The 18,665-nt window shown below is 34.9% G+C and carries 11 protein-coding genes; 5 read left to right on the top strand and 6 right to left on the bottom strand.

Going from position 1 to position 18,665, the window contains the following annotated elements; all coding sequences use genetic code 11:
• Positions 1–55: 55 nt before the first annotated feature.
• Both L1S35_RS00395 and L1S35_RS00390 read right to left on the bottom strand, forming a co-directional pair.
• The gene (locus L1S35_RS00395) at positions 56–2,518 is read right to left on the bottom strand and encodes a TonB-dependent receptor (RefSeq protein WP_236395709.1); all 2,463 of its coding nucleotides are present in this window, start codon (positions 2,516–2,518) and stop codon (positions 56–58) included.
• Between the two features lie 122 nt (positions 2,519–2,640).
• On the bottom strand, positions 2,641–7,254 hold the full coding sequence (locus L1S35_RS00390; protein ID WP_236395708.1) for a T9SS type B sorting domain-containing protein: 4,614 nt from the start codon (positions 7,252–7,254) through the stop codon (positions 2,641–2,643).
• Positions 7,255–7,464: 210 nt separating this feature from the next.
• On the opposite strand from L1S35_RS00390, the gene argS reads away from it, so the two are divergent.
• Positions 7,465–9,243 (top strand): arginine--tRNA ligase, encoded by a 1,779-nt coding sequence (argS, locus tag L1S35_RS00385; RefSeq protein ID WP_236396469.1) that lies wholly within the window; start codon positions 7,465–7,467, stop codon positions 9,241–9,243.
• Between the two features lie 34 nt (positions 9,244–9,277).
• On the opposite strand, the gene L1S35_RS00380 is transcribed toward argS, so the two are convergent.
• Genes L1S35_RS00380 through L1S35_RS00370 form a run of 3 tightly spaced genes read right to left on the bottom strand, consistent with a single transcriptional unit; the run spans position 9,278 to position 13,261 of the window.
• On the bottom strand, positions 9,278–11,800 hold the full coding sequence (locus L1S35_RS00380) for a TonB-dependent receptor (RefSeq protein WP_236395707.1): 2,523 nt from the start codon (positions 11,798–11,800) through the stop codon (positions 9,278–9,280).
• Positions 11,800–12,699, bottom strand: coding sequence for a FecR family protein (locus tag L1S35_RS00375; protein WP_236395706.1), 900 nt, complete (start codon positions 12,697–12,699; stop codon positions 11,800–11,802). The genes L1S35_RS00380 and L1S35_RS00375 overlap by 1 nt, the downstream gene beginning before the upstream one ends.
• Positions 12,700–12,739: 40 nt before the next feature.
• Positions 12,740–13,261 (bottom strand): RNA polymerase sigma factor, encoded by a 522-nt coding sequence (locus L1S35_RS00370; RefSeq protein ID WP_236395705.1) that lies wholly within the window; start codon positions 13,259–13,261, stop codon positions 12,740–12,742.
• A gap of 104 nt (positions 13,262–13,365) precedes the next feature.
• On the opposite strand from L1S35_RS00370, the gene L1S35_RS00365 reads away from it, so the two are divergent.
• From L1S35_RS00365 to L1S35_RS00350, 4 genes are all read left to right on the top strand, one after another.
• Positions 13,366–14,397, top strand: a complete 1,032-nt coding sequence (locus L1S35_RS00365; RefSeq protein ID WP_236395704.1) for a hypothetical protein — start codon at positions 13,366–13,368, stop codon at positions 14,395–14,397.
• A gap of 371 nt (positions 14,398–14,768) precedes the next feature.
• Positions 14,769–15,230, top strand: a complete 462-nt coding sequence (locus tag L1S35_RS00360) for a hypothetical protein (protein ID WP_236395703.1) — start codon at positions 14,769–14,771, stop codon at positions 15,228–15,230.
• Between the two features lie 128 nt (positions 15,231–15,358).
• A complete protein-coding gene (gene ffh, locus L1S35_RS00355) occupies positions 15,359–16,687 on the top strand; it encodes a signal recognition particle protein (protein WP_236395702.1) in 1,329 nt (442 codons plus the stop codon).
• A gap of 62 nt (positions 16,688–16,749) precedes the next feature.
• A complete protein-coding gene (locus L1S35_RS00350; protein WP_236395701.1) occupies positions 16,750–17,637 on the top strand; it encodes a bifunctional 5,10-methylenetetrahydrofolate dehydrogenase/5,10-methenyltetrahydrofolate cyclohydrolase in 888 nt (295 codons plus the stop codon).
• Positions 17,638–17,685: 48 nt separating this feature from the next.
• On the opposite strand, the gene L1S35_RS00345 is transcribed toward L1S35_RS00350, so the two are convergent.
• Positions 17,686–18,645, bottom strand: a complete 960-nt coding sequence (locus tag L1S35_RS00345; protein WP_236395700.1) for a hypothetical protein — start codon at positions 18,643–18,645, stop codon at positions 17,686–17,688.
• Between the last annotated feature and the right edge of the window lie 20 nt (positions 18,646–18,665).

The raw sequence follows: 18,665 nt of genomic DNA, 5'->3' as shown, positions 1-18,665 counted from the left end.
CCATTTTTTTACGGATGGCTTTTTCGTTTCTAACTATTCAAATAATTTGTGATATTTATAAAAGGCCACCACCGCCTTGTGTTTCATTTTGATCTCTTTGTTTACGCTGCATTGCGCTGTTTTTGCCACCACCAAACATATAATTAAATCCTAGGTAGAAAGTTTGGCTTTCCCAGTAAAATGCTCCCACCTGACGATAAGGAATGCTTCCGTCAAAGGCGAAGTTCATGGTTTCAAAAACATCATTTACTCTGGCTGTAATGCTTCCTTTTCCTTTAAGGATGGTGTAAGTTGAGCCAACATCCATTCTGTACATTGGTTTTCTTTCGAATTGTAAACCTAGATCTTTTCCTCTGTACATGGCAAATAAATTGAATCTCAATTTTTTTGTTGCCACAAAGTTATTGTTCATTCGGGCATTGAAAATAACTACATCTGCTTCAGCTCTTTCTTGTAAACCGGAGTTAGCATTTTGAACAGTTCCTCTAACGGTTTTGAAGTAAGCATCAGTACTGGCATTTACAGACCACCATTTGGCTAATTTCAAATTTGCAGAAACTTCCGCTCCAACAGTGTGATTGTCATCAAAATTGTCATAAGAGATAATATCCTGATTGTTGTTGTCCGGGTTTTTGTATATAATTCTACCAATTTCATCATTAATTTGTCTGTAGAATACTCCAGAGGTAACCGAACCTATTTTGGTAGTTCTGGTATAATTTACTTCGAATGAATTGGTAAACTGTGGTTCTAAAGCAGGATTTCCTCTTGATTCTACTAATGGTGTTGTCCATTCTCTGATTGGGCTTATTTGTCCGATACTTGGTCGGTCAACACGTCTTGAAAAGTTGAAATTAAAAGAGTCTTTATCACTCGCTTTGTAGTTGAAAAACAAAGATGGATATACCGAAAAGATATCGTCTTTGATGGTACTTTGGTCGTTAATGTTTTCAGTTGGATTTGATGAAGTAACAACATTTTCAAAATCGCCGTCTATTTCATATTGCTCTAAACGTACACCGGCTTGAACGCTCCATTTTTTCCATTGTTTTCCTATATTAGTATAAAACGAATGGATGTTTCTGGTGAATTCAAAATTAGAATTTCCTTGTCTGTTGTAGGATGCTGAAGGCTCGCTGATAGTTTCATCAAAATCGTTTGTGATTTTTTGAAGACGTGTTTCGGCACCAATTTCCAATTTAACCGATTCAGATAACGGATTCACATAATCAAAGTTGATTTGTAAATAATCTGTATCGCGTTCGATGTCGTTATTGGTGAATCTTGTTGAAGTTGGGTTGGTTTGTGCAAAATTATAATCTGTATTTTCCGGGCTTTTAGTATTTGAAAAGTTAGCCTGAAAATCTAATGTTTCGCCTTTTTTAGTAAAGTCGTGCTTATAGGCTAGGTCATAAGTTTGTGTATAGTTTTCAGTATCAGAATCAGAAGTTTGTCTGGAACTTCTTAGAAGTAAATTTTCATAATCAACATTCGTGAAACCAATACCACCGCCATTTACAATGTTTTGGCTGGTATAAAAAGAAATGGTATTTTTTTCATTGATATAATAATCCATTCCTAATTTAATCAGGTGTGAAGTGTTCAGATTAGAACCGCCAAAATCCTGATGGTTTTCTAATGTAGGTCTGAAACTATCAATATAACCATGATTCTCATTTTTCCCGTGATTGAAACCATAATTGGTGTAGAAATTTACTTTCCCCACTTTATAGTTAAGATTCAAAGCAGAATTTACTTTTGGAGTTATACCAAAAGTAACACCTGAATTGATACTTCCGTTAAAGCCTTCCTGAGAGTTTTTATGTAAAATGATATTGATAATTCCGCTCATTCCTTCCGGATTGTATTTAGCCGAAGGATTCGTAATTAATTCGATTTGTTTGATGGAAGAAGATGGAATTTGTTGTAACAGTTGTGCTGCATCAATGTTAGATGGTTTTCCGTCAATCAAAACTCTTACATTAGAGTTTCCTCTTAAACTAAGTTCCTTTGTTTGTGGGTCGACACTAACGGTTGGAATATTGTTCATGATTTCGGAAGCGGTATTTCCCGAAGCAATCAAATCTTTTCCAATATTGATTACTTTTCGGTCTATTTTTTGAACAACAGTGGAACGTTCGCTAACAATTTCAACGTCCTTAAGTTGTACAGCTTCTTCTTCAAGTGAAATAGTATTTAGATTAACGTTTTTAGTAGCGTCATTTAAATTTGCAGTGACTGTTTGTGTTTTGTAACCCATAAAAAGGAACTCTACAACATACTCTTTTAGTTCAAGGTTTTTTATTGAAAAACTTCCATTGTCTTGTGTAATTCCACCGGTAATAACTTTTCCGTCTAATTTAACACTAACATTAACGTAAGGAATAGGTTCTTTTGAATTTTTGTCGATTACTTTTCCTGAAATACTTCCCAATGCGAATGTTCCTTGATTTGAGGTTTGAGCATGCAGAAAAGAAATGGTGCTTAGTAAGCAAAGTAGTAAGATTTTAAACTTCATGATGTATTGATGATAATTTATTTAATGTACAAGTAGACTTTAAAAGTTTTAACTTGTTACATATTTTAACAAAAAACTCCTGAATATTTTCAGGAGTTTTAATAAAGTAGGTATTATGTAGGTTATCGCTTCATGGCGAAATGGGCTCTAAATTCCTGGTCAACCTGATTTTCATCGGTATAAGAAACACTAAACCAATAATCGTCTGAAGGCATTAAGCGACCATTATACGTTCCGTCCCAGCCACTATTATTTGGTTTTATTTGGGTAAGTATTTTACCGTAGCGGTCATAAATTGTAATATTGGCAGTTGATTGTCCTGATAAATCTTGAATATTCCAAGAGTCGTTGTATCCATCACCATTTGGAGTAAAGTATTTTGGATAGTTTACAACCAAAGCTTGAATAGAAGTGCTTCCACAACCATATTTATCTCTAACGGTTACTGTATGGATTCCGGATGAAACATTTTCAAAAACATTACTGTCCTGAAACGGACCATTATCTAATTGGTATTCAAAATTATTTCCCTGACCTGTTGCCGTTACTGTAATAGATTGGTTGTCTGCAAAATCTTCACTAACCTCATAGGTTACGATAGCCGGTTCAGATGGAGAAACAGTAACACTTACGGGTTCTGAAGCACAACCTGTAGCATTAGTTGTCGCAACTAAAGTAAATACTCCGGGTAAAGTTGCCTGATAATTGCTTGCGGTTCCAACTGTATTTCCGGCTTCATTTGTCCAAACAAATCTATGCGTTGCTGTTGGTAAACCACTATATATTGTATAGGCGTTTAGTAATGCTCCGGTTTCACTATCTATACAAATTATTCCATCAGCAGGTGTTGGTTCCGGAAGTTTATTTACAATAATAGTTATCGGTTTTACATCATAACAATTTGGTGCTAATGAATTACTCACTCTAGTGTAAACAAGCGTTTGAGTAGAGGTTGTTACCGGACTAGTAGCCGTTGTTGCATTTGCCAGACTTTCATAATAAGTAACACTAAATTCAGACCCGGTTTGAGTTCCGAGAATTGCAGCTGATAAGGTCGACAAGTTAAAACTAACTATTCCATCATTAGTACCATCTGTATCACATGTAGTTCTCAAACTTGCAGGAACAGAATTAGCGACAGGTGTATCAATAATAGTCACTGTAAATGATGTTTCATCACTACATTTCGGGTCAAAAGGAGATGAGCCATAGACGTAAACAGTCATAGAGGTATTAACAACTGAGCCAGAAGCCAGCATTGATCCTGTTCCATTTGGACCGGTGAAAAATCTGCCTACAGTCAAAGTTGGTAGCGTATAGTTTTCACAAGTAGTAACATTTGGCAATTCATCTACGTTATATATAGTAACTGTTAGACGTCTTTCACTTGAACAATCAGGTGAAGTTGCAGTATGTGCATAAATATATAGTGTTTGTGAAGAAGTCAAAACATCACCTGCGTGTAGTAAAGTTCCGGATGCATTTATATCTGTATAGTAATCACCAATAGCCAAAGGAGGCAGAGTATAGGAATTACAAACTTGGACATTGGCAATAGGAGGAATTACCGGAGTGCTATTAATAGTTACTGTAAATGAGGTTTCATCAAGACATGAAAAAGAGGTTCTGATTAAAGATTCTTTATATATATATATAGTCTGACTTGAAGTGATTGTAGTACCAACAGGAATCTCTGTTCCGGTGCCGTTTGGTCCACCAGAGGCAGTGAAATAGCGATTGTTAGGGGTTAAGGCAGGTAAAGTATAGCTATCACAGGCTGTAACGTTCGGCATTGAATCAGCAGTTGTTGAAAAGATGTTTATTTGAAAAGTATTCTGAATGCTACAAGCCGGTGTCGTGTTCGAAATGGCATAAATATAAATTTCCTGTGAAGAAGTTATAACAGTATTTGGCGCAATTAATGTTCCGGTTGCATTAGGTCCGGTGTAATAATCTCCAACTGTCAAAGGTGTCAATACATATTGGTCGCAAATATCAATATCCGAACGAGAGTCAATAGCAGGTAATGGGTTAATAGTAACAGTAAAACTATTTTGATTAAAACAAGTTGCATTTAATCTTTTAAAAATATAGATTGTCTGTGTTGAAAGGATGACATCGCCAGGATATAGCATTGTTCCGCCACCTTCGACATCGGTAAAGTATTCGCCATTTGTTAGTGTAGGTAAAGTATAAGTTTCACAAACAGCAACATCCGATAAAGTATCTATTTGAGGTTGAGCAAAAGTTAGTGTAAAATGTAAATCATCAGTACAATTACCGGTTCCGCTTGTTGTTTGCGCATAGATGTAAATGGTAGAATTATCATTTATCACAGTACCGGAAGGGATTTGAGTTCCGGTTCCATTTGGACCTGTATAATAGTTTCCTATAGGAAGTGCAGGTAAAGTATAGCCATTACATTGTGAAATATCAGCCGGTTGAGGTATTCCAATAAAGACATCAAAAGCATCTTCATCACTACATGGCGTTGTCCCACTTGTAGATGCATAAACATAAATAGTTTGGCTGGTTGTTATAACAGTTCCTGCTGCTAATTGAGTTCCTGTTCCTGCAGATCCTGTAAAATAATTACCTAAAGATAAAGAAGGTAAAGTATATGAAGTACATTCAAATACATCTGATCGAGTGCCAACTTCAAGATTGGGAACAATTGTAACTGTGAAACTAGAATCAACGTTACAAATAGGAGGTGTTTCGGTAATAAAATAATAATATATTGTTTGCGATGAAGTTATTACAGTTCCAGCAGGTATTTCTGTACCTGTAGCGCCTGGTGCTGTATAATATTTTCCGTACTCTAAACTTGGCAATGTATAATTACCACAACTTGTTACATTTGGAGGTGTTAAATCGGTTTCATTTACAATAGTAATTTTAAAAGAGCTATTGGCTCCACAACTGCCTGGCCCTCCGGGCTGATTATATATGTATATAGTTGATGTTACTGTAATTACATCTCCGGCATGTAATGGAGTTCCTCCACCGTTTATTAACGTAAAATAGTTTCCGTTAGTTAAAGGCTGTAAAGTATAACCTGTACAAACTAATACATCTTCAAGAACATCTACAAGAGGCAACGGATTAACAATAAGGTCAAAACTTGTAATGCTAAAGCATGAGGAGTCACTAACATTTTGAACTCTCACATAAATAGTTTGACCATAAGAGACAAATGAACTTGTACCGGTTATACTGTTAATCCCATTGTTAGCATCATTTAATGATGTGTAATAAGTGACATTATTAATAGTTGCAGATTGACCATTTAGAATTACAGCTGTTTGCTGCTCCAGACTAAAACGAGCTCTATTCTGACCTCGCGTAATTTCACATGATGTTAAATTTGGCGCAGTATTAGCAACTGGACCAGGAGATACCAGCAATTGAAAAGATTTAACAATAAAGCAACTGCTGTTTGGTAATTGAATTCTAACATAAATTGTTTGTCCACTTGGGCTGTTATACATCAAAGGAAGTGGGTTTACATTATTATCTGCGTCACTTTGAGATAAAAAATAGGTAACGCTAGTCAATGGATCTAAACCTGTTTTTACTCTTGTTGTATTTAAATCTAAATTGTAAGTATAGGAAGAAGCACCCGAATCACATTTGTAAAGATTATTCGGATTTGGTGAAGTTATTTGAGGATAGTATTCAACAACAACTGAATCGGTAACAGGTAAACAGGTACTAAAAATATTAGTATAAGTTACTTCATAAGTACCAGCTTGATTAACCGTTAAAGTCGGACCAACTTCACCAGGTAAAACAGCACCATTTCTTTTCCAAACAAACGTGTGATTAGATGTGCTTAATCCGGTATCTAAAGTATGACTTGTTCCATAACATAATGCGTTACCACCAGCAATGGTCAAATCTAAACCTAATACGTCTTGACCAATATTAAAACTGTCAGAGGAAATAAATATTGATGAATCTGATTGTGGGTCTGATCTATCGGCAATTACTAATTTAATATGATAAGGAACACCGGCAGTTAGTGAAGCTGCAGCTGTTAAAACTTTAGTTTGACCATTAAAATTAGTAGCTGAATTTGCCGCGCCGGAACCACCATTAAATGCACCAAAATAATTAGCATTTACTGATGGACAAGAAGAGTTATATGAGAAATCTCTAATGGTAACAACTGATATAGGTGTATTTGTACTAGGGACAACAGCTAAATTTGTGGTTACACCGGTTGTCATATTAGTCAATAAAAAGGCAAAAGCATCAGAATATAAACATTGAAAATTTCCATATTCTTCAGAAGCAAAAATAAAATCAAAACTAAAATTTGAAGAAATTGGTGTAAAATCAAATTCCAAAACAGAAGCATTTTTCGATGTCATCGAAATTCCTGCTGCTGCCAATGTTGCTTCTAAATTAGTATCACCAGGCCAGGCAGCCGAGCCATCATTTAGCAACGATGTATTTGGACCAGCCGCATTCAATGCGTTTCCGGTACTTAAAACAACGCCACTTTGCATTGGAAAGCCTGGATTAGTGTTTTGGAAAAAACCAATTCCATTAGAAGAACCAAAATTTGTTCCCGTGCTCCACGTTATATTCGTAGCGTTTACGCAAGGTGAATTAATTAAAACATTGTTTACCAATTGGGGCACTGTGTAACTGGTTGTGCTTACCGTGATTGGCTGGGAAAAGCCAATGGTAGATAGCATGATTGAGGTTAAGAGTAATAACTTTTTCATAATCTGGGGATTTTGACAAAGCAAATATTGATACAAATATCGTTTAAAAGCAAATAATATCGATGAAATACATAATATTTATATTTTAATGAATAAAATACTTACAAAATTAATTTTCCTACAGATTTTATGACACTTGTTTTTATAAATTGTTCTTACTATTAAAATTATTTTGTAATGTTTATCTTTGCCAACTTAAATGAAATTACCATGAAGCTTTCGCAAATTCTTACTTTACCGATTCAAAAAGCAACGCAACAATTATTTGATGCTTCAATTGACAAAGTTGAATTTCAAATCACCCGTAAAGAATTTGAAGGCGATATTACAATGGTTATTTTTCCACTATTAAAGGTTATCAAAGGCAACCCAATAGAAATCGGAACTAAAATCGGAAACTATTTAGTTGAAAATGTTGATGTAGTTATCCGCTTTAATGTTGTATCAGGATTTTTAAACATTGTGGTTTCTGACGCTTATTATCTTAACTTTTTTAATGAAATAAAAGATAATCAGAGCTTCGGTTTTGTATCTGTTTCGCCAAATGATAAGGCAATAATGGTTGAATATTCTTCGCCAAACACCAATAAACCACTACATCTTGGACATGTTCGTAATAATCTTTTAGGATATTCCGTTGCCGAAATCTTAAAAGCTTCAGGCAAAAAAGTCTATAAAACCCAAATCATAAACGACCGTGGAATTCACATCTGTAAATCGATGCTGGCCTGGCAAAAATTCGGAAACAGGCAAACACCTGAAAGTGCCGGCTTGAAAGGAGATAAACTGGTTGGAAATTTTTATGTGAAATTTGACCAGGAATATAAAACTCAAATAGCTGAATTAATTTCTCAAGGAAAAACCGAAGACGAAGCCAAAAAGCAAGCTCCGATTATTCAGGAAGCGCAACATATGCTGCTCGACTGGGAATCCGGAAACCCTGAAGTTATCCAACTATGGAAAACAATGAACCAATGGGTTTACGATGGTTTTGCTCAAACGTATAAAAATTTAGGTGTCGATTTCGATTCTTATTATTACGAAAGCAATACTTATCTATTAGGAAAAGAAGTCGTGCAATTCGGATTGGAAAAAGGTATTTTTGAAAAAGATCCTGATGGTTCAGTTTGGATTGATTTGACACCTGATGGTTTAGACCGAAAAATTGTATTGCGTTCTGATGGAACAGCGGTTTATATGACTCAGGATATCGGAACAGCAATTCAGCGTGTCAAAGATTTTCCCGATGTTGGCGGAATGGTTTACACCGTAGGAAACGAGCAGGATTATCACTTTAAAGTTTTATTTTTAATTCTGAAAAAACTCGGATTTGATTGGGCTGAAAGCTTATTTCACTTGTCATACGGAATGGTGGAATTGCCATCAGGAAAAATGAAATCCCGTGAAGGAACTGTTGTTGATGCCGATGAATTGATGATAGAAATGACAGAAACCGCCGGAAGAATTTCAACCGAATTAGGAAAATTAGAAGGCTATTCAACAGAAGAAAAAGCAAAACTTTTCAAAACAATTGGTCTTGGCGCTCTGAAATATTATATTTTGAAAGTCGATCCAAAAAAACAAATCCTTTTTAATCCTGAAGAATCAGTTGATTTTGCCGGAAATACAGGTCCGTTTATCCAATATACTTACGCCCGAATTCAGTCGATTTTACGAAAAGCAGATTTCGATTTGAATAGTGTAAACAACCCAACAGAATTGCATCCAAAAGAAAAAGAACTACTAAAACAAATAGAACTTTATCCCGAAGTAATTCAAAACGCTGCCAATAATCATTCGCCGGCATTGGTTGCCAATTATACTTATGAATTGGTGAAAGAATACAATTCGTTTTATCAATCGGTTTCTATTTTGGGAGAAGAAAATTTCTCGAAGAAAGTTTTCAGAGTGCAGCTTTCCCAAAAAGTGGCCGATACTATAAAATCAGCATTCAAGCTACTCGGAATAGAAGTTCCGGAAAGAATGTAAAAAGTAAGGTTGGAATTTTCCAACCTTTTTTATACTAAAAACTGAACTTTACATTAAAGTTTGGTGTCATTTCAAGTGAATAAGTATCAACGCTTTCTACCGAGTTGTCTGCAGTGTTTACTCTATAAAAACGATTCAGACTATTGCTGGTATTGAGCAGATTCAGAACCGATAACGAGGTTTGCAAAGTCATAGTATCTTTAAATTTCCAGTCTTTAGAAGCTGAAAAATTAACCTGAAAATAATCCTTCAATCTGGAATTATTAGGCGAATTATAACTAATTACCGGATTAGTATTTGATACTGTAAATGACGTTGGTGTCGTAATCGGTTTTCCGCTATGCCATTTGGCTCCCAAAGCTAATTTTAGTTTTTTCCATTCATAAATTCCGGCCCAGGAAAAGGCATGTGTAATATCGTAATTGTTAGGAAAAGAAGTACTCGATAATTGGTCAAAAGTATATTTGTTGTCATTATAACTATAGCTCAGCCAAGTATAAAATTGATTAAAAGATTTTTGAATCAAAAATTCTAAGCCAATAATCTGATACTCGCCAACTGCTTTTTCCGATTCAAATTGATTCTGAAAACCCTGACTGTTACTGGTAATTCCTGTGATTTTTTTATAAAAATTATCCAGAGTTATGAGCCAATTATTCTTTTTAAAATTAAAACCCAAGGAAACCTGATTGCTTTTTTGAATGGGAATTGTTGAATTGTTAGCCAATGTCCATCTTCGTTTTTCTACACCCAAAAAATCCTGCTGCAAATCGATAACCTGAGAAAGTGTCTGGTTTTTTTGCTCACCCAAAATTTCCAAACGCAGAACAGATGTCAATGCCTGATTGAATTGTACTCTCGGTTCTACAAGAAAGAAACTGAATTTCTCGAAATAATTAGCACGCAAACCGCCTCTGAAAAATGTCTTTTTATTTTCGGTTTCAAAAACACCTTCTACAACGCCAACGTGTGTCAACAATACATTTTTAATATTTCTTGAGAATAATGGAAGGTTAATTTCATCAAAATTAGTAACACCTATTTCATTGAATTGATAGCCGGAATTAAGAGTGATTTTATTTGATATTACATTTGAATTTCTAACTTGAAATCCGATATCAAGAACTAAGTTTTTTTGAGTCAAAATCTGATTGCTTTCAAGCGTTTCGTTTATTGAATTCAAATCATAGTTCGAAAAATAACCTTTAAATTCAGTATTGTGTTTTGTATTCCAATTGGTTTTCCATCGGATGGTGGCGCCATAATTTTCCTGTTCCAAAGCGCTATTTTTGTTCAAATCAGATGTGGATTGATTGAATTTTAGTGTGTTTTCTATAGCAATAACATCAATATTCAATTCGTTTTTTAGACCAATTTTTTGCTGAAATTGTGTAGTAACATCATAAAAATAAAATTCGACATTGCTCTTGTAATCAACAATTTCATTAGTGTTTAAGTCAGTGATAACGGTATTTTGAAAGATTCTGTTACTATAATTTCGATAAGTCGGCGTTTTGAAAAAATCGGTAAGTGAACGTCTTGCGGACAAAGTAAGGTTGGCATTTTTGGAAACCTTTAATTTGGTATATAATTCGGCACTGATAAGATTGCTGCTAAAACTGCTGTTGGTTTTTTCAATTGTATTGGTTTTAGATGAAATATCGACCAAACTAGAAACGCTTTCGCCAAAAAAAGCTGAGCTACCGTTTTTGGTAATAGAAATGGTTTGGGCTAGTGAAGGATTGAAAGCCGATATTAATCCGAAAAAATGCCCTGTTTGAAACATCCTGATGCCATTCCAAAGAAAAAGATTTTGGTCATGCGTTCCGCCGCGAACATTGATATTTGAAATAGTTTCATCAACACTGATAATACCCGGAACTTGTTGCATAGTTTGAAAAACATCGGGTTCAATTAATCCGGGTAAGATTCCAAATTTGCGGGGTTTAATTTCGAGTAATCCGCCTGGTTTTACAGAAATTCCCGTTGTTAAATAACGCTGTGTAACTATTTCATCTAATTTTTGAACTAAAGGAACAAGCTTTATTTTGGGGCAGCCTAAAACATATAATTCGGTTGGTGGAATTACTTTTTTTTCAAAGTTTAAATGCGATATTTCAATGGCATTGGCAGAAATAAGCGGTAATTCAAAATAGCCTTTTTCATCTGAAAAAACACTGACATTATCCTTCAGAATTTTAATAGTGGCATTTTCAACAGGAAGACCAAGTTCAGAGTCGACCAAATAACCACAAAGCGGTTTGTCTAACTTTTGATTATTGTAAACGGAATAATAACTTTCGCTGATTTTTTTGATTTTCAATCCGGTTTTGGATTCGATATATATAATTTTTTCAGCAAGTGATAAGTCTGGTTTTGGATGAGCAATTTGATAGATAATTAACTCTTCGTCAATATAATTGAATTTGATTTGATGTTGAGTACTGATTTCATCTAAAATTACTTTTAATGGAAAAAGCCCTTTCTCCTGTTGTGCATGAGCAAACAAAAAAAAGAAAAAAAGAAGTAATGAAAAGAGTTTTTTTTTGACAGACATTAAAAATCCACTAGAATAATTTTCTTGCTATCAAATTTAGAAATTTTTAAATGAAATATAGAACACACAGCATCTAAAGCTGTTTTAATATCATTTGTTGGTAAGGTTCCGGTGAAAAGTTGCGCGTTTTCTTTAGAGTTTAGGACAATTTCACAACCGTATTGTCTTTGTAATTCATCAACAATGCTTTGAAGATTTTCTTTTTGAAAAACTATTTCATTGGTTGTCCATTCGGGTTTTTGAACCGTAATATTTTTTCTATCGAAATAGTCGTTGTCAAAAGTTACCGAAGTTCCTCGGGTTATAATTACTTCTTTATTGCTGTAGTTTACTTTTACTTTTCCTTCGTAACAAGTTACATCAAAGCGATTTTTTCGGGCTTTGACATTAAATTGCGTTCCTAAAACGGTAACCGTTCCGAGAGTGGTATTGACTTGAAATTTCTTTCCGTGCGCTACTTTAAAATAGGCTTCACCATCTAAATTCAGTTTACGGTTGTTATCCCAATTCCATTTTTTGTATTGAATTTGAGAACCGCTGTTTAAAACAATTTGCGAATCATCAGGCAAAGAAAAAGTTGTTTTCTGACCGTTCTCGGCAACTTCTGTTGAAGTAATTGTAGTTCTGAAGAATAAAGACAAACCAAGCAAAACCATAAAAACAGCAGCAATTCGCATCCATTTCGATTGATAAAACGGAATAACTTTTGGTGCCGATTTTTTATGCTCGATGGTATTTTGATATAACAAATCAGCATCAAAATCGGGAGCTTTCAACTGACTTGAATAGGCCGCAATTTTGGCGTAAGTTGCATATTCCGGAGTTTCCTGAAAAGTTTTTAGTTCCTTTTCAGACATTTCACCGGCCAACCATTTTGCTAATTCGTAATTTTCTTCCATTGCATTCATTTGTTTAAAAACATTTTAAATTTTAAAAACCCTACCTGAACTGTTCGATTTCTGTTCGCAGAGAAACTAATGCGCCATGAATTCTTTTTTCAACTGCTTTAACACTGATATCGAGCATAATTGCAATTTCGTGGTATTTTTTTCCTTCTATTCTGTGCAAAAGAAAGGCAGTTCGTTGTGCTTCGGTTAGTTTATCTATTGCTTTCTCCAATTTTTGTTTGAATTGTTCTTCTTCCAACAAATATTCCGGATTCAAGTTAGTCTTGTCATTGCCTGTATTGTTTTGTGCGTATTTTAAAACTACTTTTTGATGTGTTATTTCATTTAATGAAGCATTGTTAGCAATAGTATATAGATAGGATTTGGCTTTTTCTAAAGGTACTTTTTTACAGTTTTCCCATAGCTTTATAAAGGAATCTTGAGTAATATCATTGGCCTTTTCCTCGTTTCCAAATTTGAAATACAAGTAATTTCGCAATGATTTTACGTTAGCTTTAAAAAAACCTGAAAAAATTAATTCTTCACAGATGCCATTAGAATTGGTTTCTTCCATTTATTTTTTTGAATTTTTCGAGAGTTTAAATTTAATTTTTTTTTCCTAAGTAGGGTTTTTTATTGCAACTTTGTTTTAATTACGTCAAAAGTGCTTATGATATTATGAGAAAGAGTTATTTATTGTTGCCTTATTTGTTCGTGTTAGCTTTTTTTTCGTGTCAGGACGAAACAGAAACTATTAGACTTAATACTCAAAACAGTTTTGCAAAATCATCACCAATTACATCACTTATTTCCAGAGTTTCTCAATATGAAACAACCGACGATAATGTTTTAGACGGAACAAGTAATTGCAGTATAAAATTACCGGCACACGTTACGGTTAATGGTCAATATGTTTATGTGATTTCGGCCGCAGATTTTCAAACAGTTCAGGATATAAAAAATCTGAGCAGTACTGATGATGATATAGTTCACTTCGGTTTTCCTATTACGATTGTTTATCCAAATTATCAGGAACATGATGTAGCAAACGAAACAGAATTTGAAACTATCCTTGCAGAATACGGAGATGATAGTCTTTATCATAACATTTCCTGTATTAATTTTAATTATCCGATTTCAATTAACATTTATAATTCTAATAATCAGGTGGCAAGTTCTGTCACTTTGCAGAATGATAATCAGCTCTATACTTTTGTAAATAATTTGATAGATGGCGAAATAGTTGGATTTGTGTTCCCGATAACTTTAACCAATTCGGATGGTGATACTATTACTGTAGCCAATAATTCCCAACTCGAGTCAGCCATAGAAAGTGTCATCGATGATTGTAGTAGTACAAGCTCAGGAACTTTAATCTTGTCAGATGTTTTGACCAGTGGTTCGTGGTATGTTTCGTATTATTACGGAGATGGTAATGACCAAACGAATTATTACAATGGTTATAATTTTACTTTTAATCCTAACGGAAATTGTACTGCGATAAAAAACAGTATTATTACTGATGGAGATTGGGACATACATGATGAAAGTGGTGGTTATCATAGACTTGATTTACATTTTGATGGTTCTGCTTTAGATGAAATGGAAGAAGGTTGGAAAGTACTTGAGTTTACAGCTACCAGCATAAGATTAAAAGATGAAAGCGGTGACGGAAGTGATAATCACTATTTGAATTTTACAAAAAACTAAATTAAAACTGAAAATGAAATTATTTCATAAGAAGTTTTTAAATCAACAAGAAAACTTCAAGGATAACTCAGAAAGCATTGCCTCAAACAAAAAAGCAAGAATTAATTATTTTGTAAATCAGTTTCTGATATGGGGTTTAATCTTTTTTGTGATTTTCTTTATCTTAAAATTTACTTTGTAAGTCAGTAACAATTTTAAAAGACTTTTTAACCAGCCATTGTGCTGGTTTTTTTATTTTCATTCTTTATCAAATATAGGGCAGAAAATTTTCCGGAAATTTCGAATTTCTGAGTAGGGTATTCTGTTTTTTTTTTGTTCTATAAATGAGGTCGCACTCAAAACAAAATTTTAAAAACCAAAAACTAAAAAATATGAAAAAATTAATTTTAATTCCGGGATTGTTTTGCCTTTTTATGTTGAATGTCGCTTCAATGTGTAGCTCAGATGATGATAGCTCATCTTCTTCTGACCCAACACCGGTGATTAATACGGCTAGAAGTGGCACATGGAGAGTTACCAGTTACATAGATTCAGGAACTGATGAAACCAATCATTTTACAGGATATAATTTCACCTTTGCTACTGGAAATGTATTGACTGCAACAAACGGAACCAACACTTACACCGGAACTTGGTCGGTAACTTCAGACGACAGTAACGATGATAATCCAAGCAGTGATTTAGATTTTAATATTGCGTTCACAACTCCGGTCGATTTTGCCGATTTAACCGATGATTGGGATGTCGTTAGTCATACAGAAACAACAATCTCTTTGATTGATGTGAGCGGTGGAAATGGCGGAACAGATGTTTTGGTCTTTACAAAGAATTAATGAGGATATGAAAATGAATAAAGAATAGTTAAAAACCATCCCAAAAAGGATGGTTTTTTTATTTGTTCTATCATAGAATTTCTAAATCAAATCCTTAAATTTGCACTTCATAAAAGCAAAGTCATCCTATGTTCAATAATTTAAGTGATAAACTAGATAAAGCATTCCACATCCTAAAAGGACACGGAAAAATTACCGAAGTCAATGTAGCCGAAACTTTGAAAGAAGTACGTCGTGCTTTGCTTGATGCCGATGTTAATTTTAAAATCGCCAAAGACTTTACCACAAAAGTTAAAGAAAAAGCAATCGGTGAAAATGTATTAACGACATTACAACCGGGACAATTGTTGGTTAAAATCGTAAAAGACGAATTAACCGAATTAATGGGTGGTGATGCAACAGGAATTAACCTTTCGGGGAATCCAACTGTGATTTTAATGTCGGGTTTGCAAGGTTCGGGTAAAACAACTTTCTCAGGAAAATTAGCCAATTATCTTAAAACTAAAAAGAATAAAAAGCCACTTTTAGTAGCTTGTGATATTTATCGTCCTGCGGCGATTAATCAGTTACAGGTTGTTGGAGGTCAGGTTGGCGTTGAAGTATATGCTGAACCTGAAAATAAAAACCCGGTTGATATTTCACTTAAAGCCATCGCTTACGCTAAATCAAATGGTTTTAATGTAGTAATCATAGATACCGCTGGTCGTTTGGCAGTTGATGAGGAGATGATGACCGAGATTGCCAATGTTCATGCTGCTGTAAAACCTCAGGAAACTTTGTTTGTTGTTGACGCAATGACCGGACAGGATGCAGTGAATACAGCAAAAGCTTTTAACGATAGATTAAATTTTGACGGAGTTATTTTAACCAAATTAGATGGTGATACTCGTGGTGGAGCTGCCATTTCTATTAAATCGGTTGTAGATAAACCAATCAAGTTTATTGGGACCGGAGAAAAAATGGAAGCTATCGATGTGTTCTATCCATCACGTATGGCGGAAAGAATTCTCGGAATGGGTGACGTTGTTTCCTTGGTAGAAAGAGCTCAGGAACAATACGATGAAGAAGAAGCCAGAAAAATCCAAAAGAAAATAGCCAAAAACGAATTTGGTTTCGATGATTTCTTAGCTCAAATTCAGCAGGTGAAAAAAATGGGTAACATGAAAGACCTTGTCGGAATGATTCCCGGTGCCGGAAAAGCACTAAAAGATGTTGAGATAGAAGATGATGCCTTCAAGCATATTGAAGCCATTATCTACTCGATGACACCAAAGGAAAGAAGCAAACCTGCTATTATCGATATGAAAAGAAAAACCAGAATCGCAAAAGGTTCGGGTAGAAAAATAGAAGAAGTAAATCAATTGATGAAACAATTCGACCAAATGAGCAAAATGATGAAGATGATGCAAGGTGGTGGCGGAAAGAATCTGATGAAGATGATGGGCGGAATGAGATAATAAGTAGAGACGCGATTTATCGCGTCTTTTTTTATAAACAACAACAACACAACACATACAAAATGGAATTATTAGACGGAAAAAAAATCTCTAACGACATCAAAACCGAAATCACGGCTGAGGTCAACAAAATGAAAGCTAACGGAGAAAAAGTTCCGCATTTGGCGGCAGTTATTGTCGGGAATGACGGAGCGAGTTTAACCTACGTTGGGAGCAAAGTAAAAGCATGTGAATTAGTCGGATTTGAATCGACTTTAGTCAAAATGCCCAGCACCACTTCGGAAACGGAATTGCTTAAAAAAATTGCCGAACTCAATGAAGATGATAATATTGATGGATTCATCGTTCAGTTGCCTTTACCTGAGCAAATTGATACACAAAGAGTTTTGATGGCAATCGATCCAAGTAAAGATGTCGATGGATTTCATCCGGAGAATTTCGGAAAAATGGCTTTGGATATGACCACTTTTATTCCGGCAACACCATTTGGAATTTTGGAATTGTTAGAACGATACAATGTCGAAACCAAAGGAAAACACACAGTTGTCATTGGTAGAAGCCACATTGTAGGAAGACCAATGAGCATCTTGATGGGAAGAAAAGGATTTCCGGGAAATTCAACGGTTACACTAACACATAGCTATACTAAAAACATTGCCCAAATCACAACTCAAGCAGATATTATCATAACAGCACTTGGTGTTCCTAATTATCTGAAAGCCGAAATGATTAAAGATGATGCAGTCGTAATTGACGTTGGAATTACACGTATGGCTGATGAAACCGATCCAAGAGGTTACAAAATTACAGGTGACGTAGATTTTGATGCGGTTTCCAAAAAAGCATCTTATATAACGCCAGTCCCTGGTGGCGTTGGTCCAATGACTATTGCAATGTTGTTGAAAAATACCTTATTGGCACGAGAACAAAAAAGGCTAAGACAAGAATAAAAAAATCCTGAGTTAAAGCTCAGGATTTTATTTTTTATAATTAAGTTTTTACAACTTCGCTAACCAAAGAGAAGCATTCATATGCAATATTGCGTGTGAAGCTAATTCTGTCCAACCCGGATAAAGTGTGTCACCGCTTGCTCCGGTTCCATCATCAGCAGGTGAACTATCACCAATTACGACAACTCTACCTGTTCCAAAGGTGGAAGTAGCACACATAATATTAGACGTACCTTGTGATGAACTTCCTCTCCATATTAGTCCTTGAGCTGTTGCATTTGCTGTTGTGTTAATAGATATAGTAGCGCCACTTGAATATTTCAATTGAGATACAGTTCCTTGAGAACCATTCAAAATAGGGTTGGTTGTTGCACTCAATCTATTAGAAGTAGTTTCAGATATATTATTTAAAGTAATGCTAATACCAAATGGATTAGTTTTTACGGAATTTGTTGTCATTAAGTCATTCCATATGGAAGCAGAGTCCCAGCCATCATTATTTCTATCTGAACCAGAATGGTTTGCAATCAGGAACAATCCACCGCCATTTTTTACGAAGTTTAAGATAGCTGTTTTCTGTGCAGCTGTAAATCTTGTATTCGGTTCATCCACAACAAAAACATCATAGTTTTTTAAATCTTGTGCACCTGTTCCACCGTAAGTAATTGCTGTGCCCGAAGGTAAGGTTTCTACTGTATGTCCTAATTTCGCTAATGCAATTCCCCATGCAGACAATCCGCCACGCCAAAAACTTTCGGTAGTGGTAGCTGTAACATTAGATTGTGCCGGAGTTGGGAAACGTTGCGGAGAAGTATCAGCATCTAAAACCCAATCCGCATTTCCTGCAGTTTCGGCTTTAGTAGCATCAAATAAAAATTTCTTTGGAGTAACTGCGGTAATGGCAGCAGTTGTCGTAGCTTTTGAAGAAGCATTTGTTTCATTTTCTTTATCACAAGAAAATGATATAATTGCGAAACTTGCAATTACAATTTTGCTAAATAAATTCATTTGGTTTTGGTTTGGTTAAT

Source organism: Flavobacterium anseongense, from assembly GCF_021608185.1.
GTDB classification, from domain to species: domain Bacteria; phylum Bacteroidota; class Bacteroidia; order Flavobacteriales; family Flavobacteriaceae; genus Flavobacterium; species Flavobacterium anseongense.
This window is presented reverse-complemented; position numbering and strand designations above follow the sequence as displayed.